The 16990-nt window shown below is 32.6% G+C and carries 15 protein-coding genes; 5 read left to right on the forward strand and 10 right to left on the reverse strand.

What is annotated here, in order from left to right; genetic code table 11:
* Positions 1-185 precede the first annotated feature (185 nt).
* Positions 186-572 carry a 30S ribosomal protein S9 gene (rpsI, locus tag H7350_RS05355; RefSeq protein WP_204344823.1) on the reverse strand — a complete coding sequence of 129 codons (387 nt, stop codon included), beginning with the start codon at positions 570-572 and terminating at the stop codon, positions 186-188.
* Positions 572-1027, reverse strand: a complete 456-nt coding sequence (gene rplM / locus H7350_RS05360; protein ID WP_204344824.1) for a 50S ribosomal protein L13 — start codon at positions 1025-1027, stop codon at positions 572-574. The genes rpsI and rplM overlap by 1 nt, the downstream gene beginning before the upstream one ends.
* Before the next feature lie 484 nt (positions 1028-1511).
* On the opposite strand from rplM, the gene H7350_RS05365 reads away from it, so the two are divergent.
* Positions 1512-2027 carry a hypothetical protein gene (locus H7350_RS05365; RefSeq protein WP_204344825.1) on the forward strand — a complete coding sequence of 172 codons (516 nt, stop codon included), beginning with the start codon at positions 1512-1514 and terminating at the stop codon, positions 2025-2027.
* A 65-nt stretch (positions 2028-2092) separates the two neighbouring features.
* Here the strand turns inward: H7350_RS05365 and H7350_RS05370 are convergent, their stop codons facing one another.
* Positions 2093-3055 carry an L-threonylcarbamoyladenylate synthase gene (locus tag H7350_RS05370; protein WP_204344826.1) on the reverse strand — a complete coding sequence of 321 codons (963 nt, stop codon included), beginning with the start codon at positions 3053-3055 and terminating at the stop codon, positions 2093-2095.
* Between the two features lie 98 nt (positions 3056-3153).
* Here H7350_RS05370 and H7350_RS05375 point away from each other — a divergent pair, with 98 nt between their 5' ends.
* Both H7350_RS05375 and H7350_RS05380 read left to right on the forward strand, forming a co-directional pair.
* A complete protein-coding gene (locus H7350_RS05375; RefSeq protein WP_204344827.1) occupies positions 3154-4785 on the forward strand; it encodes an ABC-F family ATP-binding cassette domain-containing protein in 1632 nt (543 codons plus the stop codon).
* Between the two features lie 539 nt (positions 4786-5324).
* Positions 5325-7283, forward strand: coding sequence for a YgiQ family radical SAM protein (locus H7350_RS05380; protein ID WP_204344828.1), 1959 nt, complete (start codon positions 5325-5327; stop codon positions 7281-7283).
* Here H7350_RS05380 and H7350_RS05385 read toward each other — a convergent pair whose 3' ends face one another.
* Genes H7350_RS05385 through H7350_RS05395 form a run of 3 tightly spaced genes read right to left on the reverse strand, consistent with a single transcriptional unit; the run spans position 7284 to position 10219 of the window.
* Positions 7284-8681, reverse strand: coding sequence for a Sau3AI family type II restriction endonuclease (locus H7350_RS05385; protein ID WP_204344829.1), 1398 nt, complete (start codon positions 8679-8681; stop codon positions 7284-7286). It lies immediately after the preceding gene.
* Positions 8674-9921 (reverse strand): DNA cytosine methyltransferase, encoded by a 1248-nt coding sequence (locus tag H7350_RS05390; RefSeq protein WP_204344830.1) that lies wholly within the window; start codon positions 9919-9921, stop codon positions 8674-8676. Before H7350_RS05390 ends, H7350_RS05385 begins: the two co-directional genes overlap by 8 nt.
* On the reverse strand, positions 9911-10219 hold the full coding sequence (locus H7350_RS05395; protein ID WP_204344831.1) for a helix-turn-helix domain-containing protein: 309 nt from the start codon (positions 10217-10219) through the stop codon (positions 9911-9913). Before H7350_RS05395 ends, H7350_RS05390 begins: the two co-directional genes overlap by 11 nt.
* 226 nt (positions 10220-10445) lie before the next feature.
* Between H7350_RS05395 and H7350_RS05400 the strand changes: the two genes are divergently transcribed.
* Both H7350_RS05400 and H7350_RS05405 read left to right on the forward strand, forming a co-directional pair.
* Entirely contained in the window at positions 10446-11186 is a 741-nt protein-coding gene (locus H7350_RS05400) for a PDDEXK family nuclease (protein WP_204344832.1), read from the forward strand.
* A complete protein-coding gene (locus H7350_RS05405; RefSeq protein WP_204344833.1) occupies positions 11159-12169 on the forward strand; it encodes a DNA double-strand break repair nuclease NurA in 1011 nt (336 codons plus the stop codon). The genes H7350_RS05400 and H7350_RS05405 overlap by 28 nt, the downstream gene beginning before the upstream one ends.
* Here the strand turns inward: H7350_RS05405 and H7350_RS05410 are convergent.
* From H7350_RS05410 to H7350_RS05425, 4 genes are read right to left on the reverse strand one after another with little or no spacing between them, the layout of a single operon-like run.
* Complete coding sequence (locus H7350_RS05410) at positions 12166-13032, reverse strand: hypothetical protein (RefSeq protein ID WP_204344834.1); 867 nt, start codon at positions 13030-13032, stop codon at positions 12166-12168. The genes H7350_RS05405 and H7350_RS05410 overlap by 4 nt on opposite strands.
* Positions 13032-15215 (reverse strand): V-type ATP synthase subunit I domain-containing protein, encoded by a 2184-nt coding sequence (locus H7350_RS05415; protein WP_204344835.1) that lies wholly within the window; start codon positions 15213-15215, stop codon positions 13032-13034. The genes H7350_RS05410 and H7350_RS05415 overlap by 1 nt, the downstream gene beginning before the upstream one ends.
* The gene (locus tag H7350_RS05420; protein WP_204344836.1) at positions 15208-15381 is read right to left on the reverse strand and encodes a hypothetical protein; all 174 of its coding nucleotides are present in this window, start codon (positions 15379-15381) and stop codon (positions 15208-15210) included. Before H7350_RS05420 ends, H7350_RS05415 begins: the two co-directional genes overlap by 8 nt.
* Positions 15378-16982, reverse strand: a complete 1605-nt coding sequence (locus H7350_RS05425) for an ATP-binding protein (protein ID WP_204344837.1) — start codon at positions 16980-16982, stop codon at positions 15378-15380. The genes H7350_RS05420 and H7350_RS05425 overlap by 4 nt, the downstream gene beginning before the upstream one ends.
* Positions 16983-16990 lie beyond the last annotated feature (8 nt).

Below are 16990 nucleotides of genomic sequence, written 5' to 3' on the forward strand. Positions count from 1 at the left end.
GAGATTCAATTACTTCTTTAGTTGTATTGAAAGTAACTTGCTCGCCTTCATCATTTAGATGCTAAACTGTACCTGAACTCGTTCCAGGATTTTTTTATTGTAAAGCTGTTCTGAAATAATACTTCAGAACAGCTTTGAGATTTTTATATTCCGAAGAAAATTCAGAATAATAAAAAAGGTAAGGATTAACGTTTCGAGAACTGGAATTTTTTCCTTGCTTTCTTCTGACCGAATTTCTTACGTTCAACCATTCGAGGGTCTCTAGTTAATAATCCTTCTGGCTTTAATATTAGTCTGTTTTCTGCATCAATCTCACACATAGCGCGAGATAATGCTAAACGGATCGCTTCGGCTTGACCTGTAATGCCACCACCAAAAACGTTTACTGTAATATCAAAGTTGCCATCGTTGTTAGTCATAGCTAAAGGTTGGTTTACTTTGTACTGCAATGTTGCAGTAGGAAAATAAGCCGCTATGTCCTTTTTGTTAATCGTGATCTTGCCTTTTCCTTCAGCAAGGTACACACGTGCAACAGCCGTCTTTCTACGGCCGATTTTGTGAATTACTTCCATTAGTTAACTTTTGTTAAGTCAATTGTTTTCGGTTTTTGAGCCTCATGTTTGTGCTCAGAACCTACAACAACGTTTAAATTACGGAATAAATCTGCACCTAATTTGTTTTTAGGGAGCATTCCTTTTACTGATTTTTCCACGATTCTTGCTGGATCTTTCCCAAACAATTCATTCGCAGTTAAACTTCTTTGACCACCTGGATAACCTGTGTGACGAATGTACGTTTTGTCATTCCACTTGTTTCCTGATAAGTTGATTTTTTCAGCATTGATAACAATTACGTTATCGCCACAATCAACATGTGGTGTGAAGTTAGGCTTGTGTTTACCTCTTAAAAGTATTGCTACTTTAGAAGCTAAACGACCTAGCGTTTGATTTTCAGCATCAACTAAAACCCACTCTTTGTTAACAGTAGCTTTGTTTGCTGAAATCGTTTTGTAGCTTAATGTGTCCACACTTATTAATATTAGTTGCCTGTACACGACAGACGGTTAAACTTTCTCTCTCGAAAAGAGTTTGCAAATTTACGATTAAATATTTGATTACCAAATCCTAATTAGGCATAATTTTATAAAGACTAAAAATAACTGTAGTTTGCTAACTTAGTGATGTTTAGCGCATGCATCAAAATTTTACTTAACCTGATCTGTATTATTAAAATTTATGTCCGAATTTTTAAATCTGAAAACAGGTCCTTAATCCAGATGTATAATTGTTTTGAGTTTAAAATCAGGTGATTACATTCGTTGCTTACGTATTTATACGCATTTTGATATTGCGGCATAAACTCTTTATGTACTGCTCGACTCCTGTATTAATTTTACAATGAATTCATTATCAAGTTATTCTGAATAAAGAATAGCATACAGAATCTGTAGAAAAAAAGGGAGGTATCCGAAAAGCCTAATTAAAAAAGAGTAGGGAAAAAATATTAAAATTATGGAAGCTCAAGTATTAAATTTTCATTTGGTTGTTCCTCAGGAACACTTATTAAACGTTGGCGAGTATGCAATCCAGCAGCATGGTAAACTTCAAGCTTATAGTGGTACACAAGCTATTAAGCAATTTGGAATTGATGTCGAAGGTTCTGGTGCTACTGCCAAAGGGCATTTAAATGGTAAAATTACCTGCTACGATTACAAAGCCATATATAAAGTATTTCAGTTAGACGATTCTGAATCTGCAGATTATTGGTTTGTAACTTACAAGAAAAGTACAAGTCATGACGAACTTAAGCTCGTCAACAGTAATACAACGACAACAACTGTAAACTACGATTTAGATTTTACTTTACAAGGAAACGATTGGGGACAAACTGCTGTTTATATCACTTACAAAGTGATTAGATTAACCGTAGATGGTGTCAATAAAGATTATGTGGTCACTAATAACGCAAGTGCAGGAGCCAATAATTCTGATGGTAGCAAATACCAGGGTGGGTTTAAAGCACAATAATTACTACAGCTCCTTATATATTATATAGCAAAAAAAGGCCAATTATATTGGTCTTTTTTGCTTATTTACGCTCTCACAGTCGCGCGTTGTAATCTGTCGTTGATTGATTTTCCTAATCCGAAATCAGGAAACCGTTCTGCGATGATAATGTCTAAATCGTGTTTATCCAGCTGGTGTAAGGCATCATACAATTTTGAAGCCGCTTCCTGTAAGTCGGTTGCTTCTGATAGTACAATTTGAAATGCAATACCATCATCTTCGGAAGGGCTGTTAATTGCTAAAATACCAATGCGTTTGTCTTTGTGTTTTTTTATCGCTTCGGAAATATCATCCACCAAAATAGTTTCCGTTTTAGGTGCATAATGGCGATCTAACATTCCAGGCGCATCAGGAGCGATTTGCTTTCTGTTTTTTACTGAAATAGGCCCAACTATATTTTCAATTGCTTCAACAGAGGTCGAGCCTAATCGATAAATAATTGGTTCGTCGTTTTCAAAGCCTATAATAGTCGATTCAATACCGCGTTGACATGGTCCGCCATCAAGTACCATCTCTATCTTGTCTTTAAAATAATCATTGACATGTTGTGCTGTGGTCGGACTGATACTTCCAAAGGGATTAGCGCTTGGTGCAGCTAAAGGAAAGTCTAAACGTTGAAGCAATTCTAAAGCTACAGGATGATTCGGAATACGAACAGCAACCGTATCTTTTCCTGCGGTTATGATATCAGGAATTCCTGAATTCTTTTTTAAAACTAAAGTTAAGGGTCCAGGCCAAAAAGCATCAGCTAATAGTTGTGCTTTTTCAGGAATGTAGCTTACAATGTCTGGTAATACATCAACCGAAGGAATATGCACAATCAACGGATTAAAAAATGGACGTTGCTTGGTTTCAAAAATAGACTTAATTGCTTTTTCGCTAAAGATATTTCCAGCGAGTCCATAAACAGTTTCTGTAGGAATGGCCACTAAGGCATCCTTATTTAAAATAGCAATTGCTTTTGACAGGTCTGTTGATATGATACTCATATTAGGTTTTTCACTGCAATATTAGTTCAAAAAAATGAAATATTAATTTGAAAAGACGAATGCGCTTTTACTAGTTTTGCAACTTTAAAAGAAGAACGATGATTTCAGTAGATAATTTAGCAGTAGAATTTAGTGGTCATACCTTGTTTAGCGATGTATCTTTTACCATAAATGCCGATGATAAAATTGCCTTAATGGGAAAGAATGGTGCCGGAAAATCGACCATGATGAAAATTATTGCTGGTGTTCAAAAGGCAACGCGTGGTCATGTAAGAACGCCTAAAGATGCCGTTATAGCATATTTGCCTCAGCATTTATTAACGGAAGATAATACGACTGTTTTTGATGAAGCCTCTAAAGTTTTTAGTCAGGTGTTTGCCATGCGTGATGAAATGGACGCCTTAAACAAGCAGCTGGAAACCCGAACCGATTATGAATCGGAGGATTATATGAAAATCATCGAACGCGTATCTGATTTAGGAGAGAAGTATTACGCTTTAGAAGAAGTGAATTATGATGCCGAAGTTGAAAAAGCCCTGAAAGGACTAGGGTTTAAGCCAACCGATTTTACCAGACCAACCAGCGAATTTTCTGGAGGCTGGCGTATGCGGATTGAACTGGCCAAAATTTTACTTCAAAAGCCAGATTTGATTTTGTTAGATGAGCCTACCAATCATATTGATATTGAATCGGTAATCTGGCTCGAAGACTTTTTAGTGAATAAAGCCAATGCTGTTGTTGTCATTTCGCATGACAGAGCATTTATTGATAGTATTACCAATCGTACGATTGAAGTCACTATGGGACGCATTTACGATTATAAAGCCAAGTACACTCATTATTTACAATTGCGTGAGGAGCGTCGCGCGCACCAGATTAAAGCCTATCAGGAGCAGCAAAAGATGATTGCCGATAATATGGCATTTATCGAACGTTTTAAAGGTACGTATTCTAAAACCAATCAAGTAGCATCACGAGAGCGCATGCTTGAAAAATTGGATATTATTGAAATAGATGATATTGATACTTCGGCTTTAAAGTTACGTTTTCCGCCCACACAACGTTCGGGAGATTATCCTGTAACGGTTAAAGACGTGTCTAAATCCTATGGCGATCATGTGGTGTTTAACGATGCGAATATGTCGATAGCTAGAGGCGAGAAAGTCTGTTTTGTAGGTCGTAATGGTGAAGGGAAATCGACCATGATTAAAGCCATTTTAGGTGAAATCGATGTGGAAGGGACTTGTACCTTAGGACATAATGTAAAGGTTGGGTATTTTGCACAAAACCAAGCCGCTTTATTAGATGAAAGCTTAAGCATTTTTCAAACGGTTGATGAGGTTGCTAAAGGCGATATCCGAACGCAAATCAAAAACATCTTGGGACGCTTTATGTTTAAAGGTGACGATATTGATAAAAAAGTAAGTGTATTGTCTGGAGGTGAAAAAACCCGATTAGCGATGGTGAAGTTATTGCTTGAACCTGTGAATGTATTGATTCTCGATGAACCAACAAACCATCTGGATTTAAAATCGAAAGACGTTTTAAAAGAAGCGCTTCAGGATTTTGATGGCACACTGATATTGGTGTCTCACGATCGTGATTTTCTGCAAGGTCTGGCTAACAAAGTTTTTGAGTTTAAAGACAAGCGTGTGATTGAACACTTTGAAACGATTGATGCGTATTTAGAGCGTAATAAAATTGAGAGTATTAAAGCGCTTGATTTGTAGTTTTCTTCTTTTTTCTATTCATTTTGCCTTGATGCAAATTGCGAAGCACATCATGAGCTCCATAAAATGAGTATAGGCGAATAAACGAATCAAAAAATCAAAACGATTTATTAGGAAATTACTCATTGATTTTTATTGTGTAATATGGTATTCGTGAATACTTTGTATTTGCTAAAGCATCATTCGTTTTTAAAGCTACATGCCTGAAGCTGCGCTTCGCACTTCCGCTTTTTCACTCATTATTTCTTAAAATCGTTGTTTCCGACTGTGTCGGAATTTGGGACATCCACCTATATGGTGTTTGTGTCTTACCAATGGTAATTTCTATTTTATTAACGACTTACTGCGTTAGCGATTGCAGCGTAAAGCCCACAGTGAGGTACGAACGAGGACTTGCAGTGGAAAGCGCGACCTAAGCGATCCTGCAAGGTTTTGAAAACCTTGTAGGGATGAGTGTGGTAACGCCCAACACATAATCTTAGTTAATTCGCGTCATACAAATAACTAAGCGCCAATTTTTTGACTACTTTTGCAAAGTCATGCAAGAAGAATTAAGACTTTCGAGTTGGTTGCCTACCACAAACAAAGAGGTGAAAATACGCGGATGGGAAGCGCTAGACGTTATCCTGTTTAGTGGCGATGCCTATGTAGATCACCCTACGTTTGGTCCGGCAGTTATTGGGCGTTTACTAGAAAGTATGGGCTTGCGTGTGGCGATTGTACCACAACCGAATGTCAATGATAATCTTCAGGATTTTGTAAAACTTGGTCAGCCACGCTTGTTTTTTGGTGTGACAGGCGGTTGTATGGATCCGATGATTAGCAATTATAATGCTAATAAAAAGCGTCGTGATAAAGATGCTTATACGCCTAATGGTGATATAGGTTTTAGACCTGATTATGCTTCAACGGTGTATTCTAATATTTTAAAGGAAAAATGGCCAGACACACCAGTTTTAATTGGTGGTATTGAAGGTTCCTTACGTCGTGTGACGCATTATGATTACTGGAGTGACAAGCTTATGCCAACCATTCTGGAGACGTCTAAAGCTGATATGCTGGTGTATGGAATGGGCGAACAACCGCTTCGTGAAATTGTTCGTTTGCTGGAAAAAGGCGTGCCGTTTCAAAGTATCAATACGGTAAATCAAACGGCAGTACTTTTAGATAAACACGATAAAATTCCGAAAAACAGCAATTGGGAAGATGTTGAAATTGCGTCTCATGAAACCTGCTTAAAGGATAAAAAGCAATACGCTTCTAATTTTAAAGTCATCGAGCAGGAATCGAATAAGCTGGCAGCGCGACGAATTTTTCAGAAAGTAGGTGATAAGACCTTGATGATTAATCCGCCCTATCCAACCATGACTGAGGCCGAAATTGATGCCTCTTTCGATTTGCCATACACGCGATTGCCGCATCCGAAATACAATAAACGAGGACCAATTCCTGCGTTTGAAATGATTAAGTTTTCTATCAACATTCATAGAGGCTGTTTTGGTGGTTGTAGCTTTTGTACGATTTCGGCACATCAGGGAAAATTTATTGCATCCCGAAGTCAGGAGTCCATTTTAAAGGAGGTTGATACGGTTGCAAATATGCCCGATTTTAAAGGTTATTTATCTGATATTGGTGGTCCGAGTGCCAACATGTATCAAATGAAAGGGAAGGTACAATCGATTTGCGATAAGTGTGTGGCGCCGAGTTGTATTTCGCCAGTAATTTGCAGTAATCTCGATACGTCTCATAAACCGCTAACCGAATTGTATCAGGCGGTTGACAGTCACCCGAAAGTAAAGAAATCGTTTATCGGTTCTGGAATTCGTCACGATATGCTGGTACCAGAATTTAATAAAAATGCCGACCCGAAAGAGCTGGACGATTATACCGAAGAGGTGATGACCAAGCATGTGTCTGGTCGCTTGAAAGTGGCGCCAGAACATACCAGTGATCCGGTGTTAAAGCTGATGCGTAAGCCGTCGTTTACCTATTTCCATAAGTTTAAGGAGCGCTTTGATAAGATTAATATTAAGAAGGGGTTGAAACTTCAGTTGATTCCGTATTTTATTTCGAATCATCCGGCTTGTGAAGTTGAGGATATGGCGAATCTCGCTGCCGAAACCAAAGATATGGGCTTTCAGTTAGAGCAAGTGCAAGGCTTTACACCAACACCGATGACTGTAGCGACGGTGATTTATTATAGTGGGTATCATCCGTATACGCTTAAAAAAGTGAACACGCCAAAAACGCGTAAGGAGAAAGATGAGCAGCATCGTTTTTTCTTCTGGTATAAAGATGAAAATAAGGCGTGGATTAGAAAAACCTTAAATAAATTGGGTCGCCAGGATTTATTAGACGTTTTACTTCCTGCCAAAACCGAAAAATGGCGTAAAAATAAACCGAAAGGTGAGGCTAAAAACACCTTTAATGATGCAGTGCCTTTTAATCAGCGGAAGACGAAGGTAAAGTATAAGGGAAAGAAGAGGAAGAGGAAGTAGTTATAATTTTATCTTTTTTAAATAGATTTCATCCCTTACATAACTTGCATTAAACCAAAAACAATGTTTTGTGTATTCAGTCAATCCTGTCAATTTATCTGTAACAGGTAAATCATAAGTATCTGCTGCATTTCTAGCGTGAGGTCTAACGTGGCTTATTCTGTTTGCACTTTTCTTTGGAAAATAAGTTTTTCTTACTCCTTTTTTAGTTACTTCTTTTACGATTTCTCCACTTAAAACTGTCTTTACCATTTCTTGCCAAACTTTTTTTGCTTCAACAATATCAGAGTAGGGCATATTCCAAAACTTCACTTTTCTTAAAATCAGATTTTCTCCCTCAAATTGATAAAACACGAAGAAAAACTTACTTTCCAAAATGTTCTTAAAATCTGAATCTTCCCAATCTGTCTCTACAAGTTCTTGATATTCAAATGTTGGAAATGAAATATCTTCTTTTGGTAGATTATTTTCTTTAAGTCGGATAGTTTTTACTTGAATATCGGCTTTTTCAAATTCCTCAATTTTTTGACCGAGTTGAAGTCCAAGGATTGCATTTGTAAGATTTGCAAAATAGCTTTTTGCATTTTGATTTAATTCTAAACCCAACTCTTTCTCTATTTGTCCTGCTGATTTGCCATAAAATGGATGAAATTTTAAAATTACTATTTCCTCAATTGAGCGAACTTTGTCTAAAATTTCAGGTCGTTCAATTATTTTTCCATAAACTGCAGTTTCTTCTTGAGCAATGTTTGCAATTATGTGATTTACATATCCTTGTTTTAAAGAATATGCTCTTTGTTTTGCTTGTTCTTTATTAAACGGTTGGTCTCTAAACGATTTTAGAGCAGTTGAACCTTTTGTACAAGCTCCAAGATAGAATGTGTCTCCTTCTGATAATTCGTGAGCTTTTCCGTCTTTAATTTTTTGATTTATTAATTCCCAATCTTGTTTAATAATTTTTAAGTCTTCATTGGGATATTGCCAGCCTTGAACTAATTTTATTATGTAATCAAGTAAATCTAAATCTCTATCGTGAAGATAAAATACCAAAAGTAAATGTGCGTTTTTCTTCCAAAACGAACTTGTTTCAAATTCTTCTTTATGAACTTCTAAATAGTTGATAATGTTTAAGACCAGCCTTTCTTTTGAACGATATTCTCCGTTTTTGAGAGTCTTTAAAGGACTTGTTTTTAATTCAAGACCAGCTTCCAAAAAATCAGGTTCTGCATCAGAATTTGGTTCGTAACCAAAATAGAATTTCTCTAATATTTGACCAAAATTTCCTTTTCCTTTATAACCGTGTTTTTCTATTTCTGAACCACAAGCTTGTCTTAAAGTTTGGTTTTTAAGTTGTTTTGCAAATTCAATAATTGAATCAGCCGAAGTTATATCAAGCATATTCAAATTGGTTTATCTGTTTATAAAGTTCTTCTCCAATTTTTTCAATTACTCCAACAACTAAAGCATTTCCCATAAAAAACGCTCGTTTTGTATCTGTAATCCCCTCCAATTTGGTATGATTATCTGGAAACATATTTAACCTTTCTAACTCTATTGGCGTTAATCTTCTCAAACCTCTATCAGAAACAATTACGTGCTTAAATCTTGAAGGTGATTTTCCACCTTCTCCTGTTATAATTGTTCTTGAAGCATTGTCTAAAGCATCTGGATAAATCATTCCACCTTCTGAATATTTGTAAACAAAACCATCTGGTGATTTTCGTTCAATGGTTTTTGCTCCTTTTAAATATTCCCATTTTTCTTTATCTTTTTCATCAATGAAAAATTCAGGTGTTACTTCTCCATTTTGCAATACATCTGCTAAAACGGTTTTCTTTCCATCATAATTTGGTTCTGTTTTGGTAGTATAAACTTTACCTTTAATTAATAAACCCGTATTTTGAAAAGGCGACAACTTTCCGTTTTTATTAAAATTGTTAGTTATTTCTACTAAATCTCCTTTTAATTCTAATTCTTGAATTGAATTTGTTTTAGCAACAGGAAAAGCGTTTGCAATAGTTCCTTCTTCTGTTAGCCAATTTGTTTTATTTGATTTTTGAAGTCTTTTGTAAATTTCTGTTGATTTATGATAGCCGATAAAGAAAACCCTACGTCTTCTTTGTGGCATTCCGTATTCAGCTGCATTTATAACACGCCATTCTACAGCATAACCTAAATCATTTAAGCTTTGAAGCATAACTGCAAAATCTCGACCTCTTTGTTTTGCAGGAGATTTTAAAAGTCGATCAACATTTTCTAAAAACAAGTATTTAGGTTTGTTCTTCTTGTTTTCTAAAATTTTATGAATTGACCACCATAAAACGCCTTTTTTACCTTTTAGGCCTTTAGAATTATGTAATGTAGTGGCAACAGAATAATCTTGACAAGGAAATCCACCAACCAATAAATCGTGATCCGGAATTTCCTCTACATTTCTTGTTACAACTTCATTTATGTCTTCGTTTGAGTGATTTTCCTTACCAAAACGAGCTTCATAAACTTTAGAAGCGTGTTGCATTTTGGTTGAAGGTTCCCATTGATTGCTCCAAACAATTTCGTAGTTACTTCTTTCAAGTCCAAGACGAAATCCACCAACTCCAGCAAATAATTCTGCAACTTTCATTATCTTATTTTTCATTTTCTTGAGCTTTATAATATTTAATTTTTTCTTCTGCCACTTTCAGTATTTCGGAAGTAGATTCCGTATATTTTAGTTCGTCTGCAATTTTTTCCGAGTACCAATTTATTATTAATTCACTTTCGGGAAGTCCATAAAAATTGGCGAGTCTTACGATTTGTTCCATTGTCGGTTTTCTTTCGTTTTTCTCGAATTTGCTTATCAGAGATTGGTCAATATCTACTTTAGCCGCAACTTTTCGAAGTATCAATTCTTTTTCCTCTCTGGCACATTTTAGAGTGTCGCCTAGTGTTTTCATTGGACAAATTAATTTTAGACAATAATTGTCCAAATATATGTATATATATTTAATTTATTAAGGTTAGTGATAAAATATTTATTCAATGGATTATTTAAAAAGATATTCTAGCCTTATTTGGTAGTAAAAGTAAATAAAGAATATTCTTTGGTGGTCAATTTAAATTAACTTTAAATAGTTTATATTTTTGAACAAACACTTAACTTTAAGAATACTGCTAAATTATATGGGTCACACAGCTAATATTATAATTAACGAAATCTATAATCTACTAAGAGAAAAAACTATAAAAGATATAATTGATTTAGAAACCGATAATATTTATAATAAATCTGCAGTATCAGTAATAATAAAAAGATACATAGATAAAAATTCAATATATAATTTAGATGTATTAAAAGATTATAAAATTGTTGTGAAGTTTATTCCGGTTGATTTAAAATATAATTGTTTTGAAGCAATGTCATTTTCTTCTACATCATTATATAATATTCTCTTTGAGAATTGGGATAGCCCAGATGTTTTAGAAAGAGCCTCATTGAGAAATCAATTAAATTTTAATTATCTTTTTATTCCAATAGTAAAAATTAAAATAAAAGGTGTTTATAATAATTACTATGATTGGGAAATTGGTGATTTTACTTTTTGGGAGCCAACTAGGAATGAATTAAATTTGATTAGCGCAGAATGGAATCAAGTTAAAGAAGTAATAAAGAACGGTGTAGTCTTGAGAAAAGTTAAATATGGAAAATCATTTAGGACAACTAATAATTTACCTAAACAATCGAAAACTAATTTTATACATTTAAGACCACATGCTAAGAATAGTTTTGATTACGATATACCATATTTGAAGTATACAAATGGGGCTGTTGAAATAACTAAGCAATCCTTTTGGTTAAATAAAAAATTTATTAATCAGTTATTAGAAAAGTACAAATGGAAAAAGATTTTAAAGGAAGAGTGATTTTTTCTGACAATTATAAAACTACTATTGATTCAATAAAATTAATTAATAAATCGTTTACGAGCCGTGCTAAAATAGTTAAGTCTAGTGCAGAGTCATTTGATCTTTCTGATAGTTCTGACATTAGAGTAATTGAAGGTTATGAAAATGTTACTCAAATATTATCAGAAAATTTAAAACAAGCAGAGATTTTATGTGCTTATGATGAATCTATTTTAGAACTTAATTCTTTAGAGGGGAAAGTAAGATGTACTGTCCATAATTCAGTAATACAAAATAATGAAGAATATATTCCTGCAGCTTATGTTACTTTAAAATTTTTCACTAAATCTAATCTGATTTCTGGAAAAGCAACAGAATTTTCAGATATAATTAGAACCGATGACGTAGCTGTAGATTTAGCAAAGGAATATGTTAAAGAACGAGCATACTTTTTATCTAAAGCTGCTCCATCTAATTCTTTGATTTTTATAGATGGTTCAATGTTTTCTGGTGCTTCAACTAATGGCAACTTTTTATTAATAGATTACTTGCTTTCAAAGGACTGTAGACCTGTTTTTTTTGTAAAGAATAGTGAGAGTACAATTATAACAGAACGATTTGATTTTGCTAACGGATATAATTCTGATTTACATTGGGCATATGTAAATCTTAAACCAGGTAATGTTTCACCTGTATTTGCATATACCTCTAAAGAAGGAAGAAGTAAAGCAATGTGCTTTATGAAAGTTTTCGATAACAGAAGTCCAGTGCGAATAGAATTCCCTTTAAAAGCCTTTGAAGAAGGCTGGTATGGTGATGAGGTGTTTGATTTTATCTATTATCAATATCTAGCTAATGGAAGCTCTAATAACGTTCAGCCAAGAATTATTCAAGTTTCCGAAATGTATGCTAGAGAAATATTGAAATCAACAAATCTATATAAGGAAATTGAAAGAATGGGATTAACAAAAAGTATGAATGAGGAAAGAGATATGTATTAGCCCATTAATTCCTCTATAATATATTTATTAATTAAAGCAGGCATTTCTCCTAAATCACTAGATATTTTAAAAGAAAGATCTTTTAAAACATTATAAAATATTTCATTAGCTATAAGCCGTTGTTCACCTTTGTAATTATCTAAAATTAAATCTAATAAGTATTTTGCATTTTTTCTTTTGCTTAAATCTAAATAATATTGATAAGATCCTTTTTTAAAATATAATGAGGTTTTAGGTAAGTCGACATTATTTGTAATAAATTTTCTGAAAACAGAGTCTTTGCCAGTTGTCCATCCTACTTTTTTACCTAAACTAATATCTTTTTCTTCCATTTCTTTTTCTATAGAAATAAAAAATTTATGATAATTGTTTAGTTTTTTTGTTGATAAACCTTCTGTATTAAAGCTATTCTCAAAATTATCTGCACCAAAAAGCACTAAGAAAACGCACCAGATTTTTTCTTGAGTTTTTAGTGATAATTCCTTTCCTAGTTTAAAGTTATTAGTGTCAAATGCTTTGAACACTTCCTGAATATTATAATTTTTAATTGAATATAGCTTAAACATTCCATTGGCGCCTATAAAGACTTTATCATTATTTATTAAGTTTCCTTTTATGATATAATTGGATTTAAAACATTGATCGATAAGTTCTCTAGTAAAAAGGTATTTTAATTCATCCATTGAAATGGAACCTTCTAGCATTAATTTGTTTAAATCATTATTGTTTTTTTTCAAAAACATCAAAGTTTTAAAAACATCTATTCCTTCACTATTTTCAAAATGGTAAATTTCTTTTGTTTTTAAATTTTCTTTAAATGCAGAGCTAAGACTATTGAATAATTTAACTAATAATTCTTCCATTAATATTCTATAATTTTAATACCATTTGAATTTGGTCTAGTAAATACAGCTAAAACTAACCTATTTTGATTTTCAAGTTTTTTAATTGATTCAATTACTGTATTCAATGCTCCTTGAGCCATGTTTCCGATTTCGTCAAGTAAAACAACGATATATTTACCTTCAACATTTTCTATTCTTTGTTTCAAATAATTAGCACTAGCTAATCCAGTTGACACATCATCTTTTTTTATAATGATATCTTTTTCGCAATGGAATTCTTGTTTAATCATGTCATAAAATTTTAATTGAACAAATCGACCATCAGCTCTTAATAATTTGTTGTCCATAGAGTGTGCTATTATTTTACCAGCTAATTCTATGAAATTTACATCTTCAATTGCTGTAAACTTAGACAGGTTACCGGTTTCTATTTCAGAGATTAATTCACCATAGGGACCTAGGTTTGCATTGATTCTAGTTAGCATAAGTAAAAAATTCTTTATTTTGTTTTTTTGGATATCATTATATCTTGATGGTTTTTTTGCTTTTTCCATCCCTAGCGACCTTTCTTTTAATCTATAGTCTGAGTCTAAATCATTTAATCTATCATGTAAATCTCTTAATTTTTTTAAAATATCCGTTTTAGATGAGCCTAAATTTTCCATCAATTGTGGATTTGCAATTTTAGTTTTAGCGTTATATTGTAATGCAGATATTTTATCGAGAGAATCAAACCTACTTAAATCTGATATTTGTAGGTCATTAGCACAAGTTGCACAGGTTAAATCGAAGCTATTTTTAACTGATTTTAATGTCTGTTTTAGTTCTTTTAACTCAGCTTCAGATTTATAATAAGTACTATCATCATCGTTAACAAGTTTCTTTTTGTTTTCTTTATTAAGTTGAGTCTTAATCCTCATAAATTGGCTGATATAACCTTTGATAGGTTTTAAATCTAATTTTAAAAATGATTTCAAGGATTCATAATTTTTCACTTTATGTTCATTAATAATAGATTCAAGACTTCGCTTTAGTTTTTTCGAGTCAACTGAAGTAGCGTTCTTCAGAAAATGATCTATTTCATTTGCCATTAACTTTTCTAGTAAATCAATTAAATCTTTATACGAGTTGTGAATTATATAAGCTTTATCATTCTTTTTTTCCGAAATAAATCGAAGTATTGTGTCTTTGATGTACTCAATACTTTCGCTGAATTTATTTTGCATTTCAACGTAATCTACTCTTTGAAAAATATCATTAATTTCAGTTTCTTTAATCAAATCATAATGCCGTACGTTGATTTCGTTATCAACAATTAATTTTTCTAATTCGGAATCGCTATTGATTTCTGAGATTAACTTATATATTTTTTCTTTAAAATTCTTCTCTAAAACTGCTAATTCATTGTTTAACTCTTTAATTTTTAATTCATCTTTTTTTTCTATTTTAGACGGTTTTTTTAGGAGCTTAAATGCTTTTTGTTTTTTTAATATTTTAGATTCTAGTTCCAATTGTTTTTTACAATATAGACTTAGATTATTTAGATTGTTATATCTTTCTAATTCAGTTAATATAGATTGCTTGGATTTAATTCTTTTTTCAATATTTTTTATTTTCTCTTTGATTTCCTCAGTATCTTTTTCTAACTTTTTAATTTTATCATCATTTCTAACACTATCAAATTCTTTTGAAATATCACTAAAATATTTTGCTATTTTAATAATTTTTACTCTTAACTTATCATTCCAAACACTTAAGTCTTTTATTACTGCGTTTAATCTTTCACTTGGATTTGTTGGAACATCATAAATAACAGTGAGGTCTTTATGTAAAATTTTATAATTAATTGGAGCTCCTTGGTCTATCTGAATTATTTTACCTCTTCCTTTTATTTTGGATAGAGATAGCTCTTTATTGTCTGGTAATTTTAAATTAATTTTATAATTTAATTTATAAGAGGCTTCATCATCGTAACGGGATATAGCATCTTTAATAGATTTTAAAATTCTTTCGTCATCAAGTTTGTCAGCTTCTAAGGCATAAGCTAATAGATTTAGAACAAATGTTTTACCGTAGCTATTGTCTGCTGTAATCTCAAAAATCCTCTTTTTTGAATTTACAATTGGTTGAATGAACTCTTCTCGAGGATTATAGGTTTTTTTCTCACCTAATATTTCTAATGTGTAATCAATATTATTCATTACTAGTTAACTTGTCTAGAATTTCTTCCGCATTTATATTTTCTATGTCTGCTAAAAAAATTTCTTTTATTAATTTTAAAGTTAGTTCATCATCTGAAATTTCTTCAAGGTCATATTTAAAAAGTTCAATCAGTTCTTTTCTATATTTATCTTCTTTATCTATCATAATACTCCTGATTTTGAGAGTGGAAATTTTGCTAATTTTAATTGGGGTAATCCATGGATATTTGTGACGCAATATCCAGCTTTCATTGACTGTATGTCATCTGGGCTAATACCATTAGTTTTTTTGTTAATCTCATCAGTTTTAAACATAAATTTTGTGTTAATTACTGATGTTAGGCCGTTTGGAATGTCATTAATATTTTGTGAAGAAAAAACTACCCCTATTTTTTTACTCCTACCAATCCTACAAATAGTATCTAAATCTCCTAACGCATTTCTAGATGCAGATGATTTGTAAAATTGATGGACTTCATCTATAATTATCAGAATAGGTATATCATTATTGTTTTCAGTCTTTTCAACTACTATTCTATTTAATAAATATCTTAAAACTATAGAGCCGAATTCTATGCTTCGCGCTACATCTATTACTGTCATTTTACCTTCCTGTAAAATCGAATCAGCATCTATTTCATTTCCTTTCTCATTTTCAAAATATTTATTAGCATTTTTCAATCTAGATATCATAGCATTTGCTGTACCTGGGTTTAATCTAGTAGTTCCATCTCTTTCTGCTACATCTCTTGTGTTGAAGTTATAATCTTGCTCTTTACAATCCTCTAAAAAATCTAAAAATTGAGAAAAACTTCCATTAGGGTAGTTTCTCTGCCAATATCTAAAAACATCAGGAAGAGCTTGGGTTGCTAATTCTGTTAAATTTTCTACTATTCCAAGTAAAGACTCTGGGTCAATTTTACTAGCATTAAGTGTTATTGGTGTGCATAAATCTTCGCTAACCCCTTGAGAAATTAAATTATTTAAATTTTCATGAGCACTATATAGAATCTCGTAATTTTGAATGCCTTTAGGTTCAAAGTTTAATGAAGTCCACTCTCTCTTCGCTTCCATATTGCTGGTTTGAGTTTGTTTATCCATATTAAGGAAATCTACATCCTTAACGTTGATAGCTAAAACACAACCATATCGATTAATTTCATCAGCTGTAATCTTATTCTCAATAAAATGTTGTGCCAAATATTTGGTGGCAACAGTTTTTCCTGACCCTGTTTTTCCAGTTATTTGTATTTGATGCCAGTAGACATCTTCAGGAATTTTTAGTTTTACAGGTTGGCCATTCACATCATTTATTTTTTGACATCTTGAGGTGTGAACCGTTGCAGGAAATAAGAATGGACCATTATTGTTTCCTGCATCTGTTGCTTTTAATATTTCTTCTTCAGTAGAAAGTCTTGCAAGAGCTTGAGGTTTAATATAATCAACCAATCCATCTTCTCTTTGAGTAATATCGTAAACTCTATGAGCAGTAATTTGATTTTTGCATTCCCTATCTGCTTCTTGTAGACCTAAGTTTAAATCAGCAAGAAGGGGGCTAGGTGAATATATAGACGTTTGCTCACTTTCTTCAACTCTGAGGACAAATTTCCTTTTGTCTTCTGTGTCTCTGTTGTTATCCTCTAAATCTCCCTTGAGTGTCATATCTACTGTTAGATAGCTTCCCTTTGGTAATAGCCCAGAATTAGAATTCTTTTTTGATGTTAGGACAATTTTTCCTGATTTTTCATACAATACAATCCAATTCATATTTTTTT

The sequence above is a fragment of the Psychroserpens algicola genome, from assembly GCF_014526325.1.
GTDB classification, from domain to species: domain Bacteria; phylum Bacteroidota; class Bacteroidia; order Flavobacteriales; family Flavobacteriaceae; genus Psychroserpens; species Psychroserpens algicola.

Excerpts from the sequence above, each read along its gene's own strand:
- rpsI (WP_204344823.1), bottom strand. The coding sequence starts at position 572 with ATGGAAGTAATTCACAAAATCGGCCGTAGAAAGACGGCTGTTGCACGT.
- H7350_RS05365 (WP_204344825.1), top strand. The coding sequence starts at position 1,512 with ATGGAAGCTCAAGTATTAAATTTTCATTTGGTTGTTCCTCAGGAACAC.
- H7350_RS05370 (WP_204344826.1), bottom strand. The coding sequence starts at position 3,055 with ATGAGTATCATATCAACAGACCTGTCAAAAGCAATTGCTATTTTAAAT.
- H7350_RS05375 (WP_204344827.1), top strand. The coding sequence starts at position 3,154 with ATGATTTCAGTAGATAATTTAGCAGTAGAATTTAGTGGTCATACCTTG.
- H7350_RS05380 (WP_204344828.1), top strand. The coding sequence starts at position 5,325 with ATGCAAGAAGAATTAAGACTTTCGAGTTGGTTGCCTACCACAAACAAA.
- H7350_RS05385 (WP_204344829.1), bottom strand. The coding sequence starts at position 8,681 with ATGCTTGATATAACTTCGGCTGATTCAATTATTGAATTTGCAAAACAA.
- H7350_RS05390 (WP_204344830.1), bottom strand. The coding sequence starts at position 9,921 with ATGAAAAATAAGATAATGAAAGTTGCAGAATTATTTGCTGGAGTTGGT.
- H7350_RS05395 (WP_204344831.1), bottom strand. The coding sequence starts at position 10,219 with ATGAAAACACTAGGCGACACTCTAAAATGTGCCAGAGAGGAAAAAGAA.
- H7350_RS05400 (WP_204344832.1), top strand. The coding sequence starts at position 10,446 with ATGGGTCACACAGCTAATATTATAATTAACGAAATCTATAATCTACTA.
- H7350_RS05405 (WP_204344833.1), top strand. The coding sequence starts at position 11,159 with ATGGAAAAAGATTTTAAAGGAAGAGTGATTTTTTCTGACAATTATAAA.
- H7350_RS05410 (WP_204344834.1), bottom strand. The coding sequence starts at position 13,032 with ATGGAAGAATTATTAGTTAAATTATTCAATAGTCTTAGCTCTGCATTT.
- H7350_RS05415 (WP_204344835.1), bottom strand. The coding sequence starts at position 15,215 with ATGAATAATATTGATTACACATTAGAAATATTAGGTGAGAAAAAAACC.
- H7350_RS05420 (WP_204344836.1), bottom strand. The coding sequence starts at position 15,381 with ATGATAGATAAAGAAGATAAATATAGAAAAGAACTGATTGAACTTTTT.
- H7350_RS05425 (WP_204344837.1), bottom strand. The coding sequence starts at position 16,982 with ATGAATTGGATTGTATTGTATGAAAAATCAGGAAAAATTGTCCTAACA.